Genomic DNA, 25,101 nt, shown 5'->3' on the forward strand with positions numbered 1-25,101 from the left:
ATGCCAAAGACCGACTACCTCAACGATCCGCGAGCGCCGCGAGCCAACTCACTAGTGGTAGCTGTGACTGTCTTCGTCCAAGATGACGTCGGCCGCATCCTCCTCATCCGGCGCTCTGACAACCGCCTCTGGGCTCTGCCAGGAGGAGCACAGGATCTGGGAGAGTCGACGGCACAGGCAGCCAAACGAGAAGTCGAGGAAGAAACTGGGCTGCGCGTCGAGCTAACCGGCGTGTCCGGTATCTACTCCGACCCAGGGCATGTCATCGCCTACGACAACGGCGAGGTACGGCAGGAGTTTGCGATCTGCCTCCGTGCCCGGCCGATCGGCGGCGCGCTACGAACCAGTGACGAATCGCCAGAGGTGAAGTGGGTCGAGCCGGAGGCCATCGAGAGCCTTCCTATCCATCCGTCCATGCTCCTGCGAATCCGGCACGGCTTGAAGGACGACGCGCCCTACCTTGGTTAGCCGGCTACGGCTTGGAGCCGGCTGCTTGTTCTTGATATCGCGTCGGCTAGGTCCTGCTGGGCACTGTCGATGAAGGCCGTGACCAGGTCGCCGGGACCATACCGCTCCTTAATCTCGGCAACCCTGCTCGCAAAGTCCGTAGGCTTTCCGTCGGGCGTCGTGGTGAGGTCGCACATCCAAAGCGCGTCTCTCACCGGACCTTCTTCGTCGTGAAAGGCAGCTAGCTGTCCGTCGAGCCCACGTAGACGAGCCTCCCTAACAGCACAGGAGTGATGCGCTACCAGGTGGACCAGGCGATCGGGTGCGTCCAAGTCTCGAAGATAGATCGCACCATCCAGCGGATGAAAGCCTGTTGTGGCTAGGTGAGGCGCGTAGCCGACATCGTGAAGAATCGCGGCTGCCTCCAACAAGGGGGCGTCATCACCGACAGCCGCGGCAAGAGTGCGGGCCTTAAGGGCGACACCCTGAACGTGAGCCCATCGCCGAGGCAGCGTGCCCGAAAGGTTCTGGCGAGAGACCTCGTAGGCCCACGAGACGAGCGACATACACAGACGATAGCGCCAGCTACGGCTCACCAATACCGCCTGTCCGGCCAGCTGCCGGCGATGTGGTGCAAAGTTTCTGTACGTCTTCAAGGCGGCCCTGAACGGGCCGCACGCGCCGCCGCCTGGGCGCGCGTCCGACGCTCCGCTGTCGCTCCACGTCGGCCACGCAGAACGCCCGTCGGCTGGCGCGGAGAGCGGGAAGCCCGGAGGCCGCCGCAGACAGTAGCGCCGAGACTGTTTGAGGTTCGTCGGCCGGCAGCCGGCGGAGGCGCGGCGGCCGTCGCACGCCGTGCCGTAGGGCGAGTCACCGCCAGCCGTGATGGGGATGCGGCGCGAAGGATGCGGGGCCGCCCCTCCGACCTCAAGGGCGCTTCGCGTCGCTGCGCGACGGCCCTGCGGGCCGCCCTTGACCCCGGAGCCTCTGCGACCCCTCGGGCCGGCGTTGCCGGCAGGCGGGGGCCTGCCCGTGATGCTCGCGCCGCATCCCCACCCCGGCCTCATCGCTGGGCCTGCCAGACGCGCACCCGCCCGTTCATCGTCAAGACCAGATTGACAAGGCGAGGACAGAGTGCAGCATCTAAATCAGTTAAAGGCGAAACTGTTCATATGCAGCTTGAGTGCGCTTAAGGGCCATTAGCATAATCAAGAGCAGGTGAGAGATGCTAAAGACGGTGATCGCGCTGATTGGTACACCCAGGGCATGATCTTTGAGAGTCGTGCTTACTCCCACGATAAGTACCGTGGTGGTAAAGAGTCCCACCAGTACAGCGTAAGCGACGTTACCTTGAAGCTGATCCACTAATTGCGCTGTCTTTCCGCTCTTCGAAATCCGGGGATCATCAGTGATCCGGAGCCCGAGCGTAAAGACGTGAACCAGCAGTCCGAATAGGAGCGCTGTAAAGATCGCGACGCCTCCTAGTAGCCCTTCTATGCCACGGAGGCGGAATCCTGTAAAAAATGCGGCAGTGGCAAGAGTCAGCGGAACCCCAAAAAGGCCAAGATAGTCACCCAATCTTGGTCGCTGCTTTGGGTCATTCTGGTCGACGAGCGTGCTCAGCTGCTTCTTGATGATTGGTGCCACCGACCACTTAGCGCTCACGGACGGCTCCCATCTTCACTGTAAGCTGGGCCTTCTGCCATTCGGCGGAGTCCCAGTCTCCTGGGAGCTCAAGTCCAAGCTGCTTCGTTAGGACCGGGATGATGCTATGCATCTCGTTATAGACGACAGAATCCTTCGCGCGTTCCTTTCCGTCGTGATCAACTGCATACACGAGCGCCGGCAAGTCCTCCCGGCCTAGGACTACCTGGCGTTCCTGGTCGCCGTCACTGAGCGTTAGGCGCGTCTCGTCGCCATCGTGCACGTCGGCCAGGCCAAGAAGCTGATGTGCTTTAAGCTCACCGCCCAGCAAGCCATCCTTAACCTTATTCCCGAGTCCCACAATCCCCCATCGGGGCTTCGCCTCGTAGACGATCTTGCCAATAACTTCACGATTAACCCCATCGGCAGGGTCGTGTGAAATGTTATAACGGACGACCTTCACGCTAGTAAGCTTGGCTCTTTCACGGAAGATGCGCCACTGCTCATTGTCGATAAAACTTTCTGAGTGAAGGATGAGGTCAGAGAATTTCGCCCTGAACGCCGCCTGTAGTTGCCGCAGGAAGATACTACCTACTCCACGGTTGCCGTAGCGCTCAGTCAAGAACACTGCGGTCTTTGACCGCGATAGACAAAGAATCATATTCCGAATTGGAACTGTGGCGGATTCGTCGGTCCCGTACGTATGAGTAGTTTCATGGCTGCGAGTGTGCCGAATTCCACCCTCAAGACCGAACTTCCCGTATTCGGCGTTGAAGTGTATCCGGGCACCCAAGGGGTCGACTTCATCAATGTAAAGGTAGTCTTCGGCCTTTTCTTCCCGGAGAGGCTCATTCTTCAGATCCTGCAGAAGGCCGTGGACAAGCGACAAGAGACTGGCCTTTGTTCCGCCGATGTCGTCGAGCGAAAGTCGCTCATTCGGGCGGTAGCGTGGCGATACGTGCAGGCCATAGGCGGCGAAGGCGTGCCTACTCATCGAGATCCTCGCGTCAGGGAACGTTGGAGACGAATGTGTAGGGTATCCGGCCGGACACTGTCTGCGATATGACGTGTCGCTTGTATGACTAGGGCTTGCGCACGTTCACACCTAGGCCACGAGGTCCGGGCGGAGGAAGTTCCCCGCGTCGCTTGGCGCTTTCATATACCTCAATTGCTGCACCTCCGGCCAGACCTAGGTGAATCATCAAATATCGGTCAAGCTCGTAGGCGCAGCTGGCGCACACCCACCCGTAGACCGGCTTGTCCGTACGGCAGCCTGCGCCGCACCGCTCGCACGGCCGGATCGCCCGTGTGGGCGGCGCGGTGCCCTTACCCGGCCCACTATCCTGCTTCGTGCGCCCGAGGTCTCTCCGTTCGCGCTGGCGTCGACGCTTCGTGGAAGCCATGTGGTCTCCTCCAAGTGGTAAGGCCGCATCAATGCTGGCAGATGGGTGTGACATCGCTAGGGAGGGAGCGGGGCTCTGCAGGTCCGTCCTGACCCAACCAGGCGAGGCGAAGCCGCCAGGCGGCAGCGACAGCAACGATCGACAGGCGAGGACAAGCTCGACGTCAAAGACGTCGCAGGCGAAGCCAGACGGAACGCCCAGAACTTACAAGCGAGGGGTCCAGGCCGGCAGGTCGGGAGATGGCGGCCGGCTGTTCGATAAACGGACGACTGTTCTTTACAGGCATGCTCATCGATTGACATGATCGTCGAGGAAGGTTGCTGTCCCCTCCTTGATGAAAGGCCGCAGCCATGCCGATCACGCCCCTTGCCCCCGCCCCGCGTACCAGGCGGCGTGCCGCCACGATCACTGTTGCCGCTCTCGTGGGTGCCGTTCTCGGCGTCATGAGCGGACAGCCGGCTTCGGCTACGCCTCCAGGTATCCCGTCCAAGGCGACTGCGCAGTCGCAGCTCGACGCCCTGACAGTGGCAGTCCAGGGCTCGACGGCCGGCTACTCGCGGGACCTGTTCCCGCACTGGATCACCATCACCGGCACCTGCAACACCCGGGAGCAGGTCCTCAAGCGTGACGGCACGTCCGTTGTGGTCAACAGCTCCTGTGCCGCTACTTCCGGCCGCTGGTACAGCCCTTACGACGGTGCGACCTGGTCCGCCGCCTCCGACGTCGACATCGACCACGTCGTGCCCCTGGCGGAGGCGTGGCGGTCCGGAGCCAACTCCTGGACGACGAGCCGCCGGCAGAGCTTCGCCAACGACCTGACCCGCCCGCAGCTGATCGCCGTCACCGACAACGTCAACCAGTCCAAGGGCGACCAGGATCCCTCAACGTGGCAGCCGCCCCTGACGTCGTACCGCTGCACCTACAGCAAGATGTGGATCACCGTGAAGTACAACTGGGGCCTGACGCTCCAATCCTCCGAGAAGTCAGCACTGCAGAGCATGCTCAACACCTGCGCGTCCTAACCGCGAGAGCCAGCCCAGCCGACGACGAGGAGGCGGACGAGCGGCCGAGTGGACGAGCAGGTGCCCGCGTCAGGCGGGCGAGGTGAGGCAGCCAGGAGGCAGCGAAAGCAGCAGCGACGACCGACGGCGGACAACACGGGAGAGCAAACCGACCATCGCCGGCAGCACAGAACGGTGTCCGACAGCACTAAACAGTGAGGCCCATCCGCGTTCACACCGAAGAGGTCACTGGTTCGATCCCAGTATCGCCCACCATGAATACGGCAAGCTCAAGGCCCCTCAATCGAGGGGCCTTGACTCGTCTTTGAGGCTTCAGTCGTTGCTCGGAGGCAGCGAGAGGCAGCAAAGGACTTCACCACTCTGTGGGCGCGCTCAGCGGTTGAGTGGGTGTAGCGGTTCAACGTCGCGGACGTCTGCTCGTGACCCATCACCTTTGCTACGTCATTGATCGGCACGCCGTCTGAGACCAGCTAAGGCGCGTAGGAGTGCCGCAGGTCTTGAAATAAGCCCGTGGGATGGGCCCCGGCCACCTGACGGCGGCCGGGGCCCCGGTTCAGCAGACGTACATGGTTTTCTGGCCCACGAACGCCGCTTCGTCGGTCAGCGGTACGGTCAGATACTCCGTGCCGCTGGTCAGCAACTGGTTCTGATAGCCGGGGCTACCGATGATGTTTTCGTAGGTGCCGGTCTGCATCCGGCAGTCCTGGTGGCTGTACATCGCACCGACCATGCTGCCTTCCGCCCGGTTCTCGGTCGCGGGGATCATCAGCAGCCGGGTGCTCAGCGGAGAGTTCTCCCCGCCGGTGAAGAAGTCCCAGGCGCCACCCTCCTCGGAGGTGTAGAACGGATATTCGTCGCACTGGTCTTCGGGCCGCGTCGTCGGGCAGGAGGTCTGGCCGTACGGTGCGTTCATGAACCAGCTACGGGACTTGAGCACCTTGGGCTTTTCCGTCGAGCCGTTGACGTAGCGCAGCTGCACCCAGGGCGGGTTGGCGTCGATCGCGGCGTCGTCGTTGCGGGCGGCTCCGCGGGCGTCGAAGGCGGTGGGGAACAGGATCGGTTTGGACAGGCAGGGGTTGCCGACGATCCCGCCGCGCCGGGTCAGGTCGAGGCAGCGTTCGGCGGCCAGCTTTGCCTGTTGGTCGGTGACGATCCACCTGCCCTTGTCGTCGGTCGGCGCGCGCTTCGCGGAATAGTCGAGGATGCGTTGCTTGATCGCCGCCACGTCGTCCGCCCGGGGGCGCCGGGCGTCCGCGAAGGCCGCGGTGAGCAGGTCGGCGAAGCCCTGCTGGCCGCGGGCTGTCGGGTGGAAGGTGCCGGTGCCCGGCGTCTTCTCCCCGCTGCCGTCGGTGGACGTCGAGGTGACCGCGTTCAGCCACCGGTAGCCGTCGTTGCCACCGCACGCCCACTTCTTCTGTCCGCTGTTGCCGACGCTGATCGCCGCCGTGGTGTGAACGTAGCGGATGTCCACGCCCTCGGCGCGCAGGTCGTCGACGACCCGCGCGATGGCGATGGACATCCGACCGGCCATCGCGTTGAGGAACAGCCGGGCCTGCGAGCTGATGTTGTAGCAGGCGTTGTTGCCTTCCTCGTTGGCGAACATCTGCGGGTAGCCGACGACGAAGATCTGGGCGTTCGGGGCGGCGGTGTGGATCGCCCGGTAGGTGGCCTTCAGCTTTGCCGGCAGCCAGTCCCGAATGATCCTCGTTTGGTAGTCGCGCAGCGGTTCGGGGTCGACGACGCCGTTCGACCGGGTCAGCCGGTAGTTCGGCCCTGAGCAGTCGGTGAGCGCGGCGATGCACCCGGTGAGCACGTCGGAGAACCGGGCGTCGTTGCCGCCGATCGAGATCGACACGTGCGTGGTCTCCGGGTCCAGCCAGCCCTGCTCCACCTGGGTCAGCTCGCCCCAGCGGTCGACCGCCTGTCCCCAGTCGGTGTGTCCCGCCGTGTCGGAGGCGGCCGGCGGAACGTTTACCGCGTCGCGGGTGACGGCCGTGGTCGTCGCGCCCGAGCAGGCGAGGAAGCCGAAGCTGCCCCAGCTGTACCGCGTCGACATCTGTTCGATGGTGTAGTGGTCGTTCGGGAAGTCCCGGACGGAGTCGCGGCCGGGATCATGCACGAGGCGGGGGTACGCGCCGGCCGTCGACCGGTGGCAGGCGTCGACGCTGGAGCCCTTCGTGCCGTTTGTTCGCTTGAGGTCGCTGTTGCGGTCGTACGGCGCCACGCCCTCGCCTGACGAGTAGGAGTCGCCCAGCGCGACGTATCGGGGCATGCCGCCGACCTCTTCGGGCACGCCGGGCGGCGACGGGCTGGGCCAGCTGAACGCCACCGCGTCGAAGATGATGCTGTCGTCTCCGGTGCCGTCCTTGGCCACGGTGGTCAGCGAGACCGAGGGCTGGCCCCGGAAGTTGAAGGTGCCCAGGTCGACCCACTTGTTCTGCTGCCAGGTCTGGTTGATCACCCGGTACCGGGTTTCGCCGTTGCCCAGATCGATCGTGTACTTCGCCTGTTGCGTCCAGGCGCCGAACTCGGGCACGAACACCTGGACCCGCCGCCAGCCGGTGCCGGTCTCGTTGAGCCGCCAGGTGCCAGTGACCTTGAGGTTTCCGCCCTGGGCCGCCTGCGTCCGGGTGCTGGCCCGCCAGTAGTGGCCGCCGTAACCGCCGCCGACCTGGTGGAAATCGATCTTGGACGGGTAGGTGCCGTTGGCCACCCCCGTGAAGGAGAGCTGGAACGTACCCTGGTTCTGCAGCTGTCTGGGGCATGACCGCGGCGAGGGCGAGCCGAGCGGAACGTTGTCGACCACCTTGGCACCGGGGGCGAGGTCACCGCCGCTGTCCTGGCAGTGCGGCGGGTAGCTGATGCCGTCGCTCTCGCAGGCCGTCTGGCCGGCTGTCGTGCACCACGGGTAGCCCGGGTCGAACCGGATCTGCTCGTGGCCGCAGGTGTCGCAGACGACTCCCGGCGGCGCCTTCCACCCGACGGCGGAGTGGGCCCAGCACCTCAGGTCGTACAGGCCGGCGGCGTTCCTGTGCAGACACGAGCCGGGCTTCTCGCTGCTGACGTCCGGATCGTCGGGCTGCACGGAGGCGTACGGATCGCATTGGTTGGTGTTGTCGCAGAAGGTCTTCAGCGGGGGCTTGACCCTGGGCTTGTCCTCGCTCAGGTTCCACCAGGCGTAGTTGAAGCCGGGGCGCTCGACGCCCGGCGACTCGGTCGCGGAGATCGGATTGCCGGCCCAGCCGAGCACCTTCTCCGGGTACGGCCAGTTCTGCGGCGTGCGAGCGTCGTCGTACGAGGTCATGAACGGGTGCCGGAGCGGGTCGTACCTGGGGTTGATCGGGTTGTTGAGCCACCCGACGCCCCACGGGTCGGTGTCGTTCTTCTTCGGGTAGAAGCCCGAGTTGTACGCCCACACCGCGTAGAACCAGTTCTCGAGCGCGGACGGATCGGCGTTGTGCACCCGCAACCCCGCCGCGTAGGTCTGGTTCCATTTCTCCTGCAAGATCTTCAACCCGTACGCGATGTTCGCGGTGAAGTCGAGCGCGACCGCCCGCTGGGTCTGGAACGGCAGCGAGACCTCGACCTTGTTGCCGTTGGCGTCGGTCTTCTCGTGGCCCGCCAGGCGCATGCCGTCGGTCGCCTGGGTGAGCCCGTAGCCGCAGTCGGCCTTCGTCCAGTCGATGTCCCAGTCGTCCAGCGAGGTGGCGTTGTAGATGTCGCGCCCGTAGTAGTTGCCCATCAGTGGGTTCGCCGGCACGCCGGGCAGCGCGAACTTCGACGCCTGCCACATGTTGGATTCCTGGGTGATGATGCCCAGCATGATCTGCGCCGGCACCCGGCCGCCGTTCGCCAGTGGTGGCGCCGGGAACAGTGTCTGCGGCTCGTACGCCGGCATGCCGTAGCCCTTCCAGTTCGCCGGGCGCGAGGCCGCGTCATTGAGCCGGCCGAAGACCGCCTGGTCGACCGCCCACTCGACGTTGCGCGGCTTCGGCTGCACGGCCTGGTTCGCCGGGTCGTTGCGCGGCACCGAGCAGTAGCGGTCCGCCTCGACCGGTTCGGCCGAGGCGTCGGCCGCGATCCGGAAGCGGGGCGTGGTGGCCGTGGCCGTGGCGCCGAGCTTCGGATGGGTGGCTCGGCCGGCGACCGCCTCGGGTCCGACCACCTCGGGGCTCACCTCGAAGGTGAGCGACTTGCCGGTCTTTGTCACCGTCGCCGTGACGGCGACGTCGCGGGCCACGCTCGGGTCGCCGCCCTGGGTTCGCGGGTCGCCCGCGCCGGCCGCCTTGACCTGGGTGAGCGCCAGTTCACCGCGGGTGGACAGCTCACTGTCGCGGGGAACGGCGATCCGGCGCACGGTGGCGGGCAGCGCGGACATGTGCGCCGGCCGGCCGGTGATGAAGGACCGGCCGCCGGCACCGCGGGCCAGGCCGACATCGGCCGCGCGGCCGCGTGCGAGCTCCCGCACGGACCGGCCGACCGCCCGCTTCACCCGGGTCTGCCGGCCGTCGGAGTCCATGAAGACGACGCCGCCGGCTGCGTCGGGCGTCAGCCGGAACGGCACCCCGGTCGCCGCGGCGGACCGGGTCACCTTGCCGGTCCTCGCCACCGAGACCAGCCCGCCGGCGGCCGCCGCGACGATGCCGTCCTTGACGGGTACGGGGGAGCTCAGCTCGGTGTTCAGCAGGATCGGCTTGGACAGCGTGCGTGCCGCCGCGTCCACGGTGAACAGCCGGCTCCGTGGCGCGGTGGACGTCGGGTCCTCGCGGTTCTCGCCACCGAGCTGGGAGAGCACCGCCTGCTCGCCCGCGCCGCAACCGGGGTTGAAGTAGGCGAGCGACGACTGCACCGGCAGCTTGGTCACCTGGCGCGTCTTCAGGTCGACGAGCGCGGTGAACCCGCCACGGTCGAACAGCTCCGCCTTGTTGGTGAAGGTGCGGGGTGCGTACACCACGACCAGCCGGCGACCCGAGCCGGTCACGCAGGCGTTGCCGATCCACAGGTCGACGTCGAAGCCCGGCTCGGCGAGGCTGGCCGCGGTCTCCCAGGTGTAGCCGGTGGCCGCCGTGGCGGTGAGAATGTGGAAGCCGTTGGCGTCGCCGGAGGTCGTCCAGATCCGGTCCGCGGAGCCGCGCCACCCCTTCGGCAGGACCCTGTCCCGGTCGCCGGGTGCGACGCGATCGGCCGGCCCGACCGGGCCGGCCGGGGCCGCCGCTGCCGCCGGCGCGGATGGCGGGGTCTCCGCCGGTTCGGCCCGGGCCACTGCGGACAGTGCCGGGCCGGAAAGCAGCGCAACAGCGGCCACGGCGGCAATCATCGCCTTGCCAGGCGTCGATAACGTTCCTATCTTCACGGGTCTCCGTCCATGACGAGCGTGGTGAAAACAATGGAGGGACCATGTTCTGGCCGTACGCCGACGGCGGACCACACCTTTAACCCGAGCGCGAAAGGTATGCCCGGCGGGTCTCGGATGTGTCAGACGGCAAGGCTGATCGCATTCTCGAGTAACTGCGGGTCACGGAGGTGGTCGTGATCGGCGGTTGGCTTGTCGGGTGGCGCGGGCGATGTCCGACCTGGGAGGTCACGACCGCTGTCGCGGCGTACCGGGCAGCGCTCACCATCAGTGATCGCAGCGGGTGGGAGAACGGCGTGGGGTGTCGTGACGGCCGGCGAGGTCCTCGGGGCTTTTTGTGGCGTAGAAATTTTATGGTCACGATGGGATCTCACCCGCTACTTCGGCCTCCACATGGTCCGGCTGCATTTCCGCTCGCTTAAGCCTTGGCTAAAACCTCTTGCCGCTGCCGTGTGCCAGTACCGAGGATCTGCACGTGCCGACCGGTGAAGGCATTTTTCTTCCGCCGACCTGAAGGTTGCATCCGCGCGAGTGGCATTCCACCTCGCACTACGAAACGGAGTCAGTTCATGCGCGACACGACCCGCCGCTGGATCGGCCTTGTGGCCGCTGCCATCACCGCGACCACCGGGCTGGTGGCGATCACCACCGCACCGGCCCAGGCCATCACGTTCTACGAGGGGCACTCGCCCGAGGATTACTTCACCGGCAACAACGGGATCAGGTACCGGTGCACCGACGACGCGAGGACGGTCCGGGAGGCGTACCTGCCGGGCGGCGGGCCGTTGATCGCCGAGTTGCGCTACAGCCCGCGCTGCCGCACGGCGTGGGCCCGCGGCAAAGCGAACTACGACGTCCGGGTCGACGGCTTCTACTCGAACGGGCAGTACCGCACATACGCCGCCGCGGGCCGCAATCCCGGTGCGCCCTCCACCGACGTGCACTGGACCGTGATGCTCGACGACGCTGGCCTGCTGGCCCGCGCCTGTACCGCCTGGGGCTACAACAACGAGTACGAGGAGTACTGCACCAGCCGGTACTGAGATCCACCGGACAACGGCGGCGGCCCGCACACCGACTACCGGGTGCGGGCCGCGTCGGGGATACCTGTTTCGCAGTCGGGTGGTGCCGGCACCGCCGGCGACGGACGTCCAGGCCCGGTGACCGGCGGGGCGGAGCCTACGTCGCAGGACGCGCGGCGACGTCGATCGGAGCGCGTCGAGGCGGAGCGTCGCCGAGCATCGCCGCGCCGAGTGGGGTGATCGTGTGCAGCACCGCCTTGCCGATGCGGGTGGTCCTGATCAGCCGGGCGTCGCGCAGCACGGCGGTGTGCTGGCTGATCGACGCCGCGCTCACTCCGACGCGTCCGGCCAGCTCCGAGGTGGTACGGCCATCGCCGATGGCCTCCAGCACGTCCGCCCGGGTCGGCCCGACGAGGGCGGCGAGGGCGCCCGGCCCGGAGGGCCGCGCCGCGTCCAGGTGCCGGGTCAGGTCGTGTTCGACCGGATATACCAGCACCGGCGTGAGGTCCGGGTCCCGCAGCGTGTCGGGCGTCTTCCAGGACAGGTAGGACGGCACGAGCAGCAGCCCGCGGCCGTTGAGGTGGATCGACTGGGTGGACGGCACATCGACCACGAGCGCCGGAGGCTCCCAGCGCATCATCGGCCGGAAGCTCTTCAGCAACCCCTCACCGCCGTGCTCCAGCAGCACCCGTGCCCGCCGTGCCCGGTCGGCGTCCACGTGCGCCCGTGCCTCCGCCCAGAACGGGGCGACAGCGACCGCGAACTGTGACCGCATCGCGCCGGCCAGGCGGCCCAGCACGTCGCCGTCGCCGTCGGCGAGGCGCCGCATCCAGGACGGCAGTGGCCCGCCGAGGCGGGCGAGCTGCTCCATTTCGGCGCGGAGCCGGGCCGTCGGAGTGCGTAGCAGGGCCTCGATCGCGTCCGGCAGACCGAGCCCACCCTCGGCCGGCGTCAGGAAATCCGGATAGTAGGCACCGTTCACCAAGGGCCGGAGCATTTCCAGATCGGCGGGCCGCATGGCCGGCACGGCCCGCCGGCGCCAGCGCCCGAAGACCGCCGCCGGCCCCGGGCGGCCGAGGCGGAAAACGCTGAAGACCGTCTCCCACATCGGATCGGGTGCTGCGGCCACGCGAACCCGCCCGAGATCCTCCGCCGTGAAGTAGATGCGCAACGAGGCTCCCGAAGACGCATGTGAATGGCGTGAGCTCGCGGCAGTCTAGCCTTGGAATATCGGAGCGCGCCACTCTCTTACGCGGGTGCGAATCGAGCTTCATCACCTTCGAGGTGATTGTGTCGGTACCGTGCCCCGAAACGTCAGCTCGGGCGCGTCTCCGCTTCGCCGACGTTGCCGTACGGCGGTCGCTGCGACCGCCGTCAGCCGACGAACGCGGAGCGACGCGGGTCGGCCAGCACGGCCGCGATCTCCTGTCGCAGGTCGCCCAGCATCCCGCTGAGCACCCCACCCGGGCACTCCGTCGGCCCCCAGTCTTGATGGCCCGCGATCGTGGGTACGCCGCGGCGGAGGCCGCTTATCGGATTGACGTAGGTCACGCTGGCCAGCGGATCGACGTGGCACCAACCGGTCAGGGCGGCGAGCAACAGAGTGAGACTGCGCCGCGCAGCCGCCGTCGGTTCGCGCGTCACGAAGGTCCCGAGCAGGACGACACCCACGTTCCCCGCGTTGTAGCCGCCCACGTGCGAGCCGTTCACCATCCAACCGGCCGGGTCGAAACCGGGCAGCACGTCCCCGCCGGAGCGCCGGCCCTCGTAGACCCGGCCTGCCTCGTCGATCAGGAAGTGGTAGCCGAAGTCGCCGTAGCCGAGGTCGATCGCCTGGTAGCGGTAGATGGCGCGCATCCGCGCGGCCGGATCGGGATCGTCGTTGCCGGTGGCGGTGTGGTGAACGGTGAACGTCTGCACCGGCCAGAACGTGGGTGGGTACTTTTCCACGCCGGCGGCGTCGAACCGCAGGGACTCGTCGGCGCCCCAGGCGGCACGGCTCAGGAAGGGCAGCCCCGCCAGCCGGGAGCGTTCCGACACCTCGGCGGACGCGGGCCGCAGGGCCGGGCCGTCGGTGCCGTTGAGGACGACCGCCCGGCTACCGGTCGGCAGGTCGAGGTCGACGGCCGGAGCGTTGGGTACGGTGACGAAGGCCAGTTGCTCGGTCGCGGGCGCGGCGTCGCCCGCGCCGGCCGGGCAGCCGCCGGGCGCCGGGGCCCACCGGCTCCACGCCCCCGACCGGTCGGCGGAGCGCCACCGTGCCGGGGCCGAGCCGGCCGGCGACCGCAGGGCAACGACCTGGGCGTCGAATCCAGGCCGAACGGTCCCGCTCCGCAACGGCCTGGTAGCCAACGTCCGTGGAGCCGGGGCGCGGCCGGACGTCGGGGTGCCAGCCCGTGCGGGTCGTGGCGTGGCCAGGACGGTTGCCGCCCCCACACCGGCACCGAGCGCGCCGAGGAGGGTTCGCCGGTCGAGGCCACCGACTGCCGGCGTCTCGACGTCAGGACGATCGGTATGCACGATTCTTCCCTTCGCCCGCAGTGCACATGCGTACGACAGGCATCGTGAATTCCGTCTATGCGCCGCGGCAATTCCTTTCAGCACAGCCTTCAAGGATCGGGACGTGCCGCCCGAACCGGTGCCTGAGGTCAACCCGTAACGATCTCGACGGCCAAGCGTGGGAATGCCAGGCCGAGTGCGCGTTGGTCGGCAACGACCAAACGCCGGTTACGTCTGGGGTGCCGGCAGCGGCAAGACCGAGAGCGACGCGGTCAAGAGCGCCAAGGAGGACGCGTCAAGCCAAGCGCCGCGAGGCTGTCGCGCCCAGCGCTGTCGGGCGGTGGACTGAACGAAGAGTCGGACCGCCAATTCTTCGACGGCAACTTCACGCCACGCGTCATTCACCAGCGCAACCCACCGGACTGGATGAGCCGCTGGAACCGGTGCGGATGCGGGCCCTGATCGGCCTCTCCGTCTAGACTGGCCCGCCTCCACGCCCAACATTTGGAGATGTCACGTATGACCAGTCCTGAGGCAGATGGCGTCCGGGCTCAACTATGGCGGATCACCATCCCTGTAATCGCCTCCGTCAGTGAGGTCGATGCCCTCACTGACCGTATGGTCGAGACGCTCTGTCCGGACACCGCCCACGAAGCCCCCTGCCCAACACCGTGGGCGCTACACGTCACCGACGGCAGTTCGCTGAGCAAGGCCGAGCAGCGCCGCCTCCGCGAAGAGATCGCAGACACCAACTGCTGAGCACCTGAAGGCCAGGCTGGGCCAGACGGGCGAGGTGAAGCACTACGCAGAAAGCCACCCTCGTGAGAGGGTGGCTTTTGCTGATTCCATTGTCAGTTGTCGGTGGGAGTCAGCGGATCGTCAGCGAGCGCTCCCGGAAGCGTTGACCCCGGCCGTCCGACCGGTGGGTGTAGAGATGAGGCAACCCCTGCTGCCGCTTCCGGATGACCTCGGCCGTAGGTCCGCCATGGTCCCGTTCCGGCAGCGCGGCCTGGCCGAGTACGCGGTGACGGAGTTCGGTCCCTCTCGCGCCGCCGCAGGCCTCGAATACCTCGTTCCCTGGCCCGGACCGCTCGGAGGGCACCCGCGCGACGCGGACACCCTCCGAGGGCTGGCAGTGCCGGCTCGCCCTCAGCCCGTGGGGCCGGACACCGCCCCACCGAGGGTCACCTTGAGGATCTTCTCGTTGCTGTTGTTCGGGGTGCTGTCCTTGTCTCCGCCGGTGCTCGTGGTCAGCCACAGGTTGCCGTCGAGGGTCGGTTCGACGGTACGCAGCCGGAAGTACGTCCCGACGAAGTACTGCTGGACGTTGGTGAGCGTGTTGCCGCTGATCTCCGCGCGGTACATCCGGTTACCACGCAGGCAGGCGAGGTAGAGCACGTCCCGGACGATCGCGATGCCGCTGCACGAGGCCTCGGCCACCGGGTACGTCCGGATCGGGGCCCTGAAGTTCGGGCTGGCGCAGTCGCCGGAGGTGCCCTCGCAGGCAGGCCAGCCGTAGTTGCCGCCCTTGACGATGATGTTGGTCTCGTCCATGACGTTGTTGCCGAACTCCTGCTCGAAGAGGCGGCCCTGGGAGTCGAAGGCGAGTCCCTGGGGGTTGCGGTGGCCGTAGCTCCAGACGTAGTTGCCGAAGGGGTTGTCCGCCGGCACGGTGCCGTCGGGGTTGAGCCGCAGCACCTTGCCGCCCAGGTTGTTGGTGTTCTGGGCCACGTCCGGGTTCTGTCCGTCGCCCGTGGCGGCGTAGAGCTTGCCGTCGGGGCCGAAGCGCAGCCGGCCGCCGTTGTGGTACTTGTTGCGCGGGATTCCCGTGACGAGCACCTGCTCGGTGCCGGTTTGCAGCGTGCCGTCGTAGCGGATCCGCACGATCCGGTTGTCGGTCGTGGTGGTGTGGTAGATGTACAGCCAGCGGTCGGTGGTGAAGCTGGCCGAGACGGCCAGCCCGAGCACGCCGCCCTCGCCGTTGGTGCCGGCCACGTTCGGCACGGTGCCGATGCTGTGCTTGTCGGTGCCGTCCGGGTTCATGGCGACGATGTCGAACAGGTCGCGCCGGCCGTAGAGGACCGTGCCGTCGGGCAGTTGCACCAGGCCCCAGGGCAGGTCCTTCTCGGTGGTGATGACCGTGGAGCCGCAGACCGGGCTCGTGCAGCCCGAGCCGGTGTGCGCGGTGACCGCAGCGCTCGCCCCCGAGACGTTGCCCTGGGCGTCCCGGGCGGTCACCGTGTACCGGTAGTCGGTGCCGGGCGTCAGCCCGGTGTCGGTGAACGTGGTCGCCGGCGGGTTGCCGGCGGTGCCGCTGGTGGAGCCGACCGCCGTACCGTTGCGCAGGATCGTGTAGCCGGTGACCGCGACGTTGTCGGTGGAGGCCGACCAGGTGAGGGTCACGTCCGTGCCGTTGACCGTCGCGGCCAGGTTGGTCGGCGGGCTGGGCGGCGACGTGTCCTGCTGGCAGAACGGCGGGGTGACCGAGAGCGTGGAGCTGGCCTGCGAGACGTTGCCGGCGGCGTCGCGGGCGTTGACGTACCAGCCCCAGGTGACACCCTGCACGACGCTGAGCGTGGCGGTCAGCGTCCGTCCCGGGACCGAGGTGACGAGCTGGCCGTCGTGGTAGATGTCGTAGAAGGCGACGCCGATGTTGTCCCGGGAGGCGTACCAGGAGAGCGTGACGGACTGGCAGGTCAGCCGGGTGCTGCGCAGGCCGGTCGGCCGGGTGGGCGGGCTGGTGTCGGCGGCGAGCTGGGCCACTTGCCGGCTCCCGGTCGCCGGTGCGGCCGGCGCGGCGTTGGCGGGTACGCCGGTCAGGATGGTGCCGGCGCAGATCAGCAGGGCGAGCGGGACGCGGTGTCGGAGCTGGTGGGGACTAATCCGCACGGTGGTTTCCTTCCCGGGGTTCTTGGTCAGTACGGGTAGCCGGGGACGTTGAGTCGCACGCTGTACAGGCCGGAGTCGTTCGTTCGGCCGGAGGTGATGTAGAGGGTCTGCCGGTCGGGTCCGCCGAACGCCGCGTTGGTGGTGCCGGTGCCGCCGGAGCGGATCGTGCCGAGCTGCGCGCCGGCTGGTGAGTAGACGTGGACCAGCCCGTCCGAGCCGGAGGCCCAGTACACGTTGCCGGCGCAGTCGACGGTCACCCCGTCGGGACCGCCGAGGTAGTTCACGAAGACGCTGCGGGCGCCGGTGCTGCCGTCGGGCTGGACGACGTACTTGTAGATCTTGTTCTCGGCGTAGGCGCCCACGTAGAGCGTGCTGCCGTCCGGGGAGAGCGCGATGCCGTTGGGTTGCCGCAGCCGGTCGTCCACCAGCGACACCTGGCCGCCGGAGACGCGGAAGACACTGGTACGTCCGCTCATCTGGTCGGGTCGGTTGCCGCGCTGGAAGGTGGGGTCGGTGAAGTAGGCGACGCCGTCGGAACGGACCGTGACGTCGTTTGGTGAGTTGAACGCCCGGCCCTGGTAGCCGGCGGCGACAGTGCTGCGGGCCTTGTCGCTCAGCCGGTACGCGGAGACGTTCCGCTGATCGTGGGTGGCGGCGATGATCTGCTGGGCGTCGGGGCTGAGCGTCAGGCCGTTGCTTCCGGCGTCGGCGATGAAGGTGTCGAAGGTCGCCGGCGGGGTGAACCGGCGGATCGTGGAGGGCTGCACGTTGTTCGGCCCGGTGCCCGCGGCCATGTCGGACATCAGCAGGTAGCCGCCGTCGGCGATCCAGACCGGTCCTTCGAGGAACGAGAACCCGCTCTGGATCTTCGTCGCGGACACGGAGGTGGCCGGCAGGGGCGGGCCGTATCCGGTGCCGCCCGGGCAGACCCCCGGGGGCGCGCCGGGTGGGCCGTAGAGCGGGACGCCTCTAATGTGAGCGTTAACATGAGTGGCGTCCCGAGGTGCCGGGGGTGCGGCGCCGGCGGGGCCGGGTGCGGTGGCGAGTGCGAGGCACAGGCCGGTGAGCGTGGCGATGGTTGGACGCCGGGTCATCGGGTACTCCAATCGAAGCCGGTGAATGCGAAGCCGGTGGTTGCCGGTGGGCCGACCCCGGTCGCCGGCATCTGCTATTGATTAGTGTCGATGCGTATGTGACGCAGCTTAGGCGAGGAAGCAGCGCCCCGCATCAGTTCCCCACGATCACCTTCGGAGCGTGCGCGGAGGCTCCGTCCGTCCCCTGTACCGCGCCGGCCCCACCACCTCCCGGGTGCTGACGACCCACGCGGAGTGCCGGCAACTACCGACAGCAACCGTTCAGGGCGAGGGCAGCCGGGACGACCAGCGATGGACGGTGGGTTGCGGACACCCGACACCCTGAACCGATGGGATCCCGAGGACGTAACAGCCGCCAGAAAGGCGCACGGAAGCGACGCCCGCCGACCCCGCGCCACGCGCACATTCAACCCGCACAACGGGCCACGACGGTCCCCGCGGAGCCGGCGAATCAGGTCCCGGCGGCCGGGCCGGCCCCCACGATGTCACCGGTGCGGACGCAGCAGTGGGATCCTCTGCCGTCGATCGGCAGGTTCATCGCCCGGTTCGCCGCCGGCAGGCTGGTGGGTTTTCTCGCCGGGCTGTTCCTGCTGCCGATTCTGGTCGCCGCGGCACGTGCGACAAATGGGTGGCCGCACCTCGTACTCGGGCTTTGCGTGTTCTCCGTCTTCATGGGACTTTCTCAGTCAGCGGGGGCTCTGCTCGCGTCGCGGGGAAGAGCGGCGGTGGCTCCGCTTGCGTTGACAGCTAAGTTCTGGCTGGTCCTACCGTTCCTCGCACTATGGCCCCTGCTGAGTGCGGCCGGCATCTCGGACGACGACAAGCAGCCGATGCTGACCGGCGTGGCGGCCGGCTTGGCCGTGGTCGTCGTGGCGTGGACAGGCTGGTTCCTGGTCGCGCACCGGATGCACGCCCTCACGTACCACCCGGGCCGGCTCAAGGGATGGCAGTGGTACCTGCGCTTGACCATGCACGCGGGCGGATTGCTGGGCGGTCTCGCGGCGATCGGCATCGCCAACAGATAGCGACGGAACGGCTGGGGAACCTGCCGAAGGGCATCGCCGGACGCCCGGCGTCACCTCCGGCTCAGGCCGAGCGCCTCGTCCACCCGGTCCAGCACCGTCACGTCGTCGTGGCCGACGCCGCGCAGCAGGTCGATCGCGGTCGCCCGGATCTGCCCGACGATCATGGTGACCGGCAGCGGCGGATCGGTCCGCAGCAGGCCGGCGGCGATCCGGACCGCCTCCAGGGCCGCCGCGTCGGCCCGCTGCGCGTGCCGGTCGGCGTCGGCGCCGGTGAGGTCGTGGGCCATGGCCTCACCAGCCGACCGTACGGCAGAGGTCAGCGCGCCGATCGCGGCGGCCAGCTCCGGCGGGGTGGCGGTGTGCCGGCGGGTCAGGGTCACGCCGGCGCGGGCCAGCACGCGGATGTTGCGGGCGGCGTAGTCGAGCTGCCGCAGTGTGGCCTCCACCTCGACGAGCTTGCCCAGGTGCCGGCGGCGCAGTCCCAGTCGCAGCGTCTCACCGGTGGCGAGCATCGCGGCCTGCATCTCGGCGACGCAGTCGTCCACCTGGCGCGCCCGCTCCAGGGCGGCGCGGGCGGCGTCCTCGTCGCAGCCCCGCAGCGCCGCGTTTACCTGGTCGAGCAGGTCGGCCAGGTCGGTGTAGCTGCGGCGGGCCTGGGCAACAAGTGGTGCCAGCGGGTCGCGGGCGGCCATCAGCTGGCTGGCGGCGAGCGCCACGGCGCCGCCGATGAGCGCGTCGACGAAGCGAAACGGCATGAGCGTCCCGTTCGGCGCGGACACCACGACCAGGTACATGGCCGAGACGGTCGCCTGCACGACCAGGGCGCGGCGGGCTCCGATCACCACGAGCGTCGTGGTGGTCAGCAGCAGCACCAGCAGGACCGTGTCGGTGCCCGGGCCCAACGCGTACACCAGTAGTTCCGCGACGAGCACGGCGGCGGCGACGGCGAGCAGGATCTCGACGGTCTGCCGTAGTCTCCGCCCGCGGGACTCGCCGAGCACGACCAGCGCGGCCGTCGGTGCGAAGAACGGGTCCGGGTGGCGGATCACCACCGCCGCCACGATCCAGGCGACCACGGCGGCGGCGGTCAGCTCGACCACTGTCATCCCGTCGCTGCGCAGCCGCGCGGCGGCGCCGCGTACCCAGGTCCGCACCGGTGGTGCCCCTCTCGCCGGGCGGACCGGGACCGGCCGCCGATCGATCTCCGCGAGGAGGGCCACTACCCCGGCTGTGACCTGCTCAATCGCTCGGTTGGCAGGCAGCGTGACGAGGATTCCTCGAGAGGAGTGGCGAGGCACCTCGGCGACGGCTTCCCATTTCTGATGCCCGTGACCGACGCCCGTGACGACCCGCACGTGCCCGGGTCAGCGGCGGATGAGGCCGAGTTGGGTGGCGGTGGCGACGGCGGCGGTGCGCGACTCGACGCCGAGCTTGGCGTAGACGCGGGCCAGGTGGGACTTGACGGTGCCTTCGGTCAGGTGGAGGCGGGTGCCGATGCTGTGGTTGGACAGACCGTCGGCGACCAGGGCGATGACCTCGGTCTCGCGTCGGGTCAGGGCGGTGCCCGGCGTACGCAGGCGGCTCATCAGCCGGTTCGCGACGGTGGGCGCCAGCGTGGTGCGTCCGGCGGCGGCAGTACGGACGGCGGCGGCCAGGTCCTCGGGTGGCGCGTCCTTGAGGAGGTAGCCGGTGGCGCCGGCCTCGATGGCGGGCAGGGTGTCGGCGTCGGAGTCGTAGGTGGTGACGATCAGCACGCGCGGCGCTTCCGGGCGGGCGGTGATCCGGGCGGTGGCTTCGGCACCGCCCATGCCCTTCCCGAACTGGAGGTCCATCAGCACGACGTCGATGTCGCCCGCGTCGGCGCGGGTGACGGCCTCCTCGGCGGTGGCGGCTTCGGCCACGACGACGAGGCCGGGTTCGGTTTCCAGCACGGCGCGCAGTCCGGCCCGTACGACGGGGTGGTCGTCGGCCAGGAGGAGGCGGATGGCGGCGTCGTCGGTCACGGGCGGCCCTCGGGCTCGGTCCTGGTGGGCGGGGTGAGGGGAAGCTCGGCGGTCAGGGCGGTGCCGTGGCCGGGCGCGGATTCGACGGTGAGGGCGCCGCCGAGGGCGTTCATGCGGGCGCGCATGGCCGCCAGGCCGAAGCCGCCGCTGTCGACGTCGGGGACGGGCAGCTGTTCCGGGTCGAAGCCGCGCCCGTTGTCGACGACGTGAAGGGCGACGCGGTCGCCGAGATGGCTGAGGGTGACGTCGGTCGTGGTGGCCTGGGCGTGGCGGACCGTGTTCGCGACTGTGGACTGGGCGATACGCAGGAGAGCCACCTCATGGGCGGTCGGCAGCGACACTGGGTCGCCGACGAGGTGAAAGCGGGCGCTGAGGCGATGGCGGGCGCTGGTGGTGGTGCACAGGCGTTCCAGGGCCCCGGCCAGGGTGGTGCCTTCCAGGGTGGGCGGGGTGAGCGCGGCGACGAAGCGGCGGGCCTCGGCGAGGTTGTCCACGGCGACCTGACGGGCCGCGTCGACGTGACCCGAGGCGGCACCGGGCCGGCCGGGCAGGGCGCGCTCGGCGGCGCGCAGCAGCAACTGGATGCTGGACAGGCCCTGGGCGAGGGTGTCGTGGATCTCGCGGGCCAGACGCTCCCGCTCGGCGAGCACGCCGGCGGTGTGCTCGGCCCGGGCCAGGTCCGCCCGGGTGGCGGTGAGTTCCTCGATCAGCTGCCGGCGCTGCTCGCTCTCCCGATACAGGGCCTGGTATCCCCAGACCACCCCGACGGCGACGGCGGCCCCGAGCGCGGGACCGATCACCGTGGCGGGGGTGAAGGAGCCGGTGTGGGCGCCGAACCCGACGATGGCCGCCACGGCGGTCACGATCACGGCGGCCAGGCCGGCGCGGCGCGGCAGCAGGTGGAGCTGGAGGAAGTACAGCGGGAACGCCACCCAGATCGCGTCGGGGGACAGGCCCAGCAACACCAGCCACACCGCGCCGACGGCGGCCAGCCACCAGGCCGCGGCCCGCCGCGAGCGCCGGATGCGGGGAAGGAGCGGCCCGATGGCGTACGCCAGACCGCACGCCACCGCCACGCCGACGATCGATCCGGCGTGGGGTCGGTCGTCGGCCACCGCCCGGCCTGCGGCCAGGACGAGCAGGCCGATGATCAGCAGGTGCAGGCACCAGGCCAGGGCTCGGGTGGTCGGGGTCAGGGCAGGGGCAGCGGTGCTCACAGTGCGTCCCACGTTACCGGCGCCGGCGCACCCGGGGCCTCTATCGAAAGTTGGAACCCGGGCGCCGTCTTTCGGCCTCTGAAGTGCCGGCCTACGCCAGACGCGGACGCCGGCACCGGCCGCGATGGTGGAGTCGTACCGCTTCACCGCCGAGAGGACGGGCCACTGCCGTGTTTGTCGCCTGGAGAGATCTGAAGTTCGCCAAGGGACGCTTTGCCCTGATGGGGGCCGTCATCGTGCTGATCACCCTGCTGGTCGGGCTGCTGTCCGGGTTGACGGCCGGACTGGGCCAGCAGAACATCTCCGCCATCACCGGCCTGCCCGCCGACAGGATCGCCTTCCAGGCGCCCGGCGAGGGCCAGGACGTGTCGTACTCCAACTCGACAGTCACCCAGAAGCAGTGGCAGCAGTGGGCCGAGGCCCCCGGAGTCACCGGCGCCGAACCGCTGGGCATCACCACGACCAGGGCCACCGCCGGAAACAGGAGCGTCGGGGTCTCCGCCTTCGGCGTCCAGCCCGGCTCCCGTCTGGCCCCCGACAGCGGCCGGATCGACGACCGCTCGGCAGTGCTGTCCACCAAGGCCGCCGACGACCTCGGTGTGCGGGCCGGCGACTCCGTCACCCTGGCCGGGCAGCAACTCACCGTGGCGGCCGTACGGGGCGACGCCTCCTTCAGCCACACCCCTGTGGTGTGGATCAGCCTGGGCGTGTGGCAGAGGAGCGCGCCTCCCACCGGCACCGGTGACGGCAGCCCGACGGCCACCGTTGTCGCCCTGACCACCACCTCGGGGGCCGATCTGGCGGCCACCGACCGGCAGGCGGGCACCAGGACGGTCTCCGTCGCCGACTCGCTGTCCGCGATCGGCTCCTACACCTCCGAGAACGGCTCCCTGCAGCTGATGCGCGGCTTCCTGTTCGCCATCTCCGCCCTCGTCATCGGGGCCTTCTTCACCGTCTGGACCATCCAGCGCAGCGGCGACGTCGCAGTGCTCAAGGCCCTCGGCGCCCCCACCGCCAACCTTCTCAAGGACGCCCTCGGGCAGGCCGTCGTCCTGCTCGCGGGCGGCACCCTGCTCGGCACCGGCCTCGCCGCCGTACTCGGTGCCCTCGTCGCCGGGTCGACGGTGCCGTTCCTCCTCACCCCGGTAACCGTCGTCCTTCCCGCGGCCGTGACAGTCGTCCTCGGCGCCCTCGGCGCCGCTCTGGCGATCCGCCGCATCACCTCCGTCGACCCGCTGACCGCCCTGGGGAGCGCCCGATGAGCCTGAACCTGACCGACATCACCCTCACCTACCCCGACGGCGAGGGACGGCTGACCGCCCTCGACCGCGTCACCCTGGACGTACCCAAGGGCAGCCTGACTGCCGTGATCGGCCCCTCCGGCTCCGGCAAGTCCAGCCTCCTGGCGGTCGCCGCAACCCTCATCACCCCCGACTCCGGCACCGTCACCATCGACGACACCCCCACCGCCGGAATGACCCGGGGCGAACTCGCCGACCTGCGCCGCCACAAGATCGGCATCGTCTTCCAGCAGCCCAACCTGCTGCCCTCCCTCACCGCCGCCGAGCAACTCCAGGTGATGGCCCAGATCGACGGCCGCCCACCGGCCAGAGCCCGTACCCGCGCCGTGGAACTCCTCGACGCGGTCGGCCTCGCCGGCCAGGCCGACCGCCGGCCGCACCAGCTCTCCGGCGGTCAGCGCCAGCGCGTCAACATCGCCCGCGCCCTGATGAACGACCCCACCGTCCTGCTCGTCGACGAACCCACCAGCGCTCTCGACCACGAACGCGGCGCCGCCGTCATCGAGCTGATCACCCGCCTCACCCACCAGCAGGCCACCGCCACCGTCCTGGTCACCCACGACCGCACCCACCTCACCGCCGTCGACCAGGTCGCCGAGGTCCACGACGGCCGCCTGCACCTGCCGGCACCGGCCCGTTGAGGCTCGGAACTCATGGTCCGCCGATCCCGCGACGACGAGCTGCGTGGACAGTCCCAGTCATACCGGGCCGGGCGACCGAGGGTTTCCGGCTGGGGATGGTCAAAAAGGTAACGGGCAGGAAGCTGGCCCGACGCCATCGATGGGACCCATCGGCGACTGCACAATCGACGCGTCTCCGAGAAGCCGGGGAATATCAAGGTCTCTACAATATCCCGGGCGTTTCACAGTGCGATACGGGCGGCGAGGAGTCGTCATGCATCGATCATCACGACCCCTGCCGCCCGCGTCGAGCACAAGCCAGCGTGTACCGGGCCATCCGTCGCACAAATCTGGCGGACGCGCCCAGGACTGACTAGGCGGGAATCTCGGTCCGGCCCTTGTAACTAGCGGTGGTGCCCGACGGGCAGTAGCCGAACGAGCCGCGCCGGTCTCCAGCCCATCGAGTGACGCCGTTGTACGTCTTGCCGTTTGAGCAAATCACGAAGAAGCGGTAGCTGTCCGGGCCGTTGCCGTCGACCCAACCCCCATAGCTGGTTGGGGTGTTCAGCGTCACATGGACGTCGCCGAACCATTCCGCCTTAGCGGAGCCAGCCGAGGCCGGAGCGGCCATGACGGTTGCTGCGGTAGCGGCGCTCGCGGCCAAAAGGGCTGCGTTGACTGCCAGCTTACGAATCACTTTCGCCTCCTGGAAGTTGCTGCTCTGGTTAGGCTCGGCGTCCGCCTGCGGTAACTGCCCAGAGCCCGGACGGGCACCACACGGAGGCGCCCCGACGATCCCCGAACCAAGGCTTGGAGGCGCTTACATAGGTCTTGCCGTTTTCACACTTGATCCAGATTTCGTAGCGCTGAGGACCAGTGCCGTCGCACCATCCCCAGGCGTTGCCGGTGACTCCGGGTTCGGTAATCTGGACCTGACACGGCTTGCCGTTCCAGTCTGCCGAGGCAGGCGAGCCGACAAGCGCGGACCCGCCGATTGCGGCGAGAACGGCAGTCGCCATTCCTAGAGTTCGCATCCACTTCATCCCCCGTGCACTCCTTTACGCATCGCGTGGCAACTGAGGCCACTCGTTTATCGGTCATCCGCCCTTAAGAAAGCGTCTGACGCTGTGAGCGTATAGGCGATTCTCTCCGTCGTGGGGGCCGTTTTGGCGGGCGCCATTGATGCGGCGCTATGCGGTTCGCTACGCAGCGTTGCCTTGGTGTCTGGTTAGACTTGTTGCTCCGTATATGTTGCGAAGGCGGATGTGAAGCATCCTCACTCAGCGCGAAAGGTAACGGTCAGGTAACGCTGCGGGTGGCCGGGTACCTGACAACCGCACGAGCACTCCCGGCCGGGTTCAGCTCGGGGTAGCCACCCGCCGCGATGAGCTGGTTCTTGATCACCGATCCGAGCCCGAGCGCGAGGAAGCCGACGATCAGCAGGGCGTACCAGCGGTCACGGCGCACCTCGACGGTCATGCCTGCGATCCTCTGCATCCGGTAGCGGCGCCGCTGGCCCGGTGCGCACGCCCAGGTGGCGGCCGTCGGCAGGGAAGGGGCGT

20 protein-coding genes are annotated in these 25,101 nt (G+C 68.6%); 7 read left to right on the plus strand and 13 right to left on the minus strand.

Annotated elements, in window-relative coordinates:
- Positions 1 to 468 (plus strand): NUDIX domain-containing protein, encoded by a 468-nt coding sequence (locus tag AB0B20_RS17055; RefSeq protein ID WP_357471646.1) that lies wholly within the window; start codon positions 1 to 3, stop codon positions 466 to 468.
- Here the strand turns inward: AB0B20_RS17055 and AB0B20_RS17060 are convergent.
- The 3 genes from AB0B20_RS17060 to AB0B20_RS17070 all read right to left on the minus strand — a co-directional run bounded on the left by AB0B20_RS17060 (position 465) and on the right by AB0B20_RS17070 (position 3,085).
- Positions 465 to 1,013 carry an HD domain-containing protein gene (locus AB0B20_RS17060; protein ID WP_210895673.1) on the minus strand — a complete coding sequence of 183 codons (549 nt, stop codon included), beginning with the start codon at positions 1,011 to 1,013 and terminating at the stop codon, positions 465 to 467. The genes AB0B20_RS17055 and AB0B20_RS17060 overlap by 4 nt on opposite strands.
- Before the next feature lie 586 nt (positions 1,014 to 1,599).
- Positions 1,600 to 2,112, minus strand: a complete 513-nt coding sequence (locus AB0B20_RS17065) for a hypothetical protein (protein ID WP_357471650.1) — start codon at positions 2,110 to 2,112, stop codon at positions 1,600 to 1,602.
- Positions 2,102 to 3,085, minus strand: coding sequence for a hypothetical protein (locus tag AB0B20_RS17070; protein WP_357471653.1), 984 nt, complete (start codon positions 3,083 to 3,085; stop codon positions 2,102 to 2,104). The genes AB0B20_RS17065 and AB0B20_RS17070 overlap by 11 nt, the downstream gene beginning before the upstream one ends.
- A 759-nt stretch (positions 3,086 to 3,844) precedes the next feature.
- Here AB0B20_RS17070 and AB0B20_RS17075 point away from each other — a divergent pair.
- The gene (locus tag AB0B20_RS17075) at positions 3,845 to 4,516 is read left to right on the plus strand and encodes an HNH endonuclease family protein (protein ID WP_357471657.1); all 672 of its coding nucleotides are present in this window, start codon (positions 3,845 to 3,847) and stop codon (positions 4,514 to 4,516) included.
- Positions 4,517 to 5,069: 553 nt separating this feature from the next.
- Here the strand turns inward: AB0B20_RS17075 and AB0B20_RS17080 are convergent.
- Entirely contained in the window at positions 5,070 to 9,821 is a 4,752-nt protein-coding gene (locus AB0B20_RS17080; RefSeq protein ID WP_357471660.1) for a hypothetical protein, read from the minus strand.
- Positions 9,822 to 10,438: 617 nt separating this feature from the next.
- Between AB0B20_RS17080 and AB0B20_RS17085 the strand changes: the two genes are divergently transcribed.
- Positions 10,439 to 10,912, plus strand: coding sequence for a DUF2690 domain-containing protein (locus AB0B20_RS17085; RefSeq protein WP_357385687.1), 474 nt, complete (start codon positions 10,439 to 10,441; stop codon positions 10,910 to 10,912).
- A 136-nt stretch (positions 10,913 to 11,048) separates the two neighbouring features.
- On the opposite strand, the gene AB0B20_RS17090 is transcribed toward AB0B20_RS17085, so the two are convergent.
- Together AB0B20_RS17090 and AB0B20_RS17095 are read right to left on the minus strand one after the other, a co-directional pair.
- Positions 11,049 to 12,062 carry a winged helix-turn-helix domain-containing protein gene (locus AB0B20_RS17090; RefSeq protein ID WP_357385689.1) on the minus strand — a complete coding sequence of 338 codons (1,014 nt, stop codon included), beginning with the start codon at positions 12,060 to 12,062 and terminating at the stop codon, positions 11,049 to 11,051.
- Between the two features lie 203 nt (positions 12,063 to 12,265).
- Positions 12,266 to 13,228 (minus strand): N-acetylmuramoyl-L-alanine amidase, encoded by a 963-nt coding sequence (locus tag AB0B20_RS17095; protein WP_357385691.1) that lies wholly within the window; start codon positions 13,226 to 13,228, stop codon positions 12,266 to 12,268.
- Between the two features lie 681 nt (positions 13,229 to 13,909).
- Between AB0B20_RS17095 and AB0B20_RS17100 the strand changes: the two genes are divergently transcribed.
- Positions 13,910 to 14,149 (plus strand): hypothetical protein, encoded by a 240-nt coding sequence (locus tag AB0B20_RS17100; RefSeq protein WP_357385693.1) that lies wholly within the window; start codon positions 13,910 to 13,912, stop codon positions 14,147 to 14,149.
- Between the two features lie 390 nt (positions 14,150 to 14,539).
- Here the strand turns inward: AB0B20_RS17100 and AB0B20_RS17105 are convergent, their stop codons facing one another.
- Both AB0B20_RS17105 and AB0B20_RS17110 read right to left on the minus strand, forming a co-directional pair.
- A complete protein-coding gene (locus tag AB0B20_RS17105) occupies positions 14,540 to 16,279 on the minus strand; it encodes a PQQ-dependent sugar dehydrogenase (protein WP_357385695.1) in 1,740 nt (579 codons plus the stop codon).
- Positions 16,280 to 16,305: 26 nt separating this feature from the next.
- The gene (locus tag AB0B20_RS17110; protein ID WP_357385697.1) at positions 16,306 to 17,373 is read right to left on the minus strand and encodes an SMP-30/gluconolactonase/LRE family protein; all 1,068 of its coding nucleotides are present in this window, start codon (positions 17,371 to 17,373) and stop codon (positions 16,306 to 16,308) included.
- A gap of 491 nt (positions 17,374 to 17,864) precedes the next feature.
- Between AB0B20_RS17110 and AB0B20_RS17115 the strand changes: the two genes are divergently transcribed.
- On the plus strand, positions 17,865 to 18,398 hold the full coding sequence (locus AB0B20_RS17115) for a hypothetical protein (RefSeq protein ID WP_357385699.1): 534 nt from the start codon (positions 17,865 to 17,867) through the stop codon (positions 18,396 to 18,398).
- Positions 18,399 to 18,448: 50 nt separating this feature from the next.
- Here AB0B20_RS17115 and AB0B20_RS17120 read toward each other — a convergent pair whose 3' ends face one another.
- The 3 genes from AB0B20_RS17120 to AB0B20_RS17130 all read right to left on the minus strand — a co-directional run bounded on the left by AB0B20_RS17120 (position 18,449) and on the right by AB0B20_RS17130 (position 21,618).
- A complete protein-coding gene (locus AB0B20_RS17120; protein ID WP_357385701.1) occupies positions 18,449 to 19,552 on the minus strand; it encodes an FUSC family protein in 1,104 nt (367 codons plus the stop codon).
- 210 nt (positions 19,553 to 19,762) lie between these two features.
- Entirely contained in the window at positions 19,763 to 20,401 is a 639-nt protein-coding gene (locus tag AB0B20_RS17125; protein ID WP_357385703.1) for a response regulator transcription factor, read from the minus strand.
- Complete coding sequence (locus AB0B20_RS17130; RefSeq protein ID WP_357385705.1) at positions 20,398 to 21,618, minus strand: sensor histidine kinase; 1,221 nt, start codon at positions 21,616 to 21,618, stop codon at positions 20,398 to 20,400. The genes AB0B20_RS17125 and AB0B20_RS17130 overlap by 4 nt, the downstream gene beginning before the upstream one ends.
- Positions 21,619 to 21,839: 221 nt before the next feature.
- Between AB0B20_RS17130 and AB0B20_RS17135 the strand changes: the two genes are divergently transcribed.
- Both AB0B20_RS17135 and AB0B20_RS17140 read left to right on the plus strand, forming a co-directional pair.
- Entirely contained in the window at positions 21,840 to 22,880 is a 1,041-nt protein-coding gene (locus AB0B20_RS17135) for an ABC transporter permease (protein WP_357385707.1), read from the plus strand.
- A complete protein-coding gene (locus AB0B20_RS17140; RefSeq protein WP_357385709.1) occupies positions 22,877 to 23,560 on the plus strand; it encodes an ABC transporter ATP-binding protein in 684 nt (227 codons plus the stop codon). Before AB0B20_RS17135 ends, AB0B20_RS17140 begins: the two co-directional genes overlap by 4 nt.
- Before the next feature lie 352 nt (positions 23,561 to 23,912).
- Here the strand turns inward: AB0B20_RS17140 and AB0B20_RS17145 are convergent, their stop codons facing one another.
- Both AB0B20_RS17145 and AB0B20_RS17150 read right to left on the minus strand, forming a co-directional pair.
- On the minus strand, positions 23,913 to 24,236 hold the full coding sequence (locus tag AB0B20_RS17145) for a hypothetical protein (protein WP_357385711.1): 324 nt from the start codon (positions 24,234 to 24,236) through the stop codon (positions 23,913 to 23,915).
- Between the two features lie 602 nt (positions 24,237 to 24,838).
- Positions 24,839 to 25,018, minus strand: coding sequence for a hypothetical protein (locus tag AB0B20_RS17150; protein ID WP_357385713.1), 180 nt, complete (start codon positions 25,016 to 25,018; stop codon positions 24,839 to 24,841).
- Positions 25,019 to 25,101 lie beyond the last annotated feature (83 nt).

The organism is Micromonospora sp. NPDC049151, assembly GCF_040648395.1.
Classification (GTDB): Bacteria; Actinomycetota; Actinomycetes; order Mycobacteriales; family Micromonosporaceae; genus Micromonospora.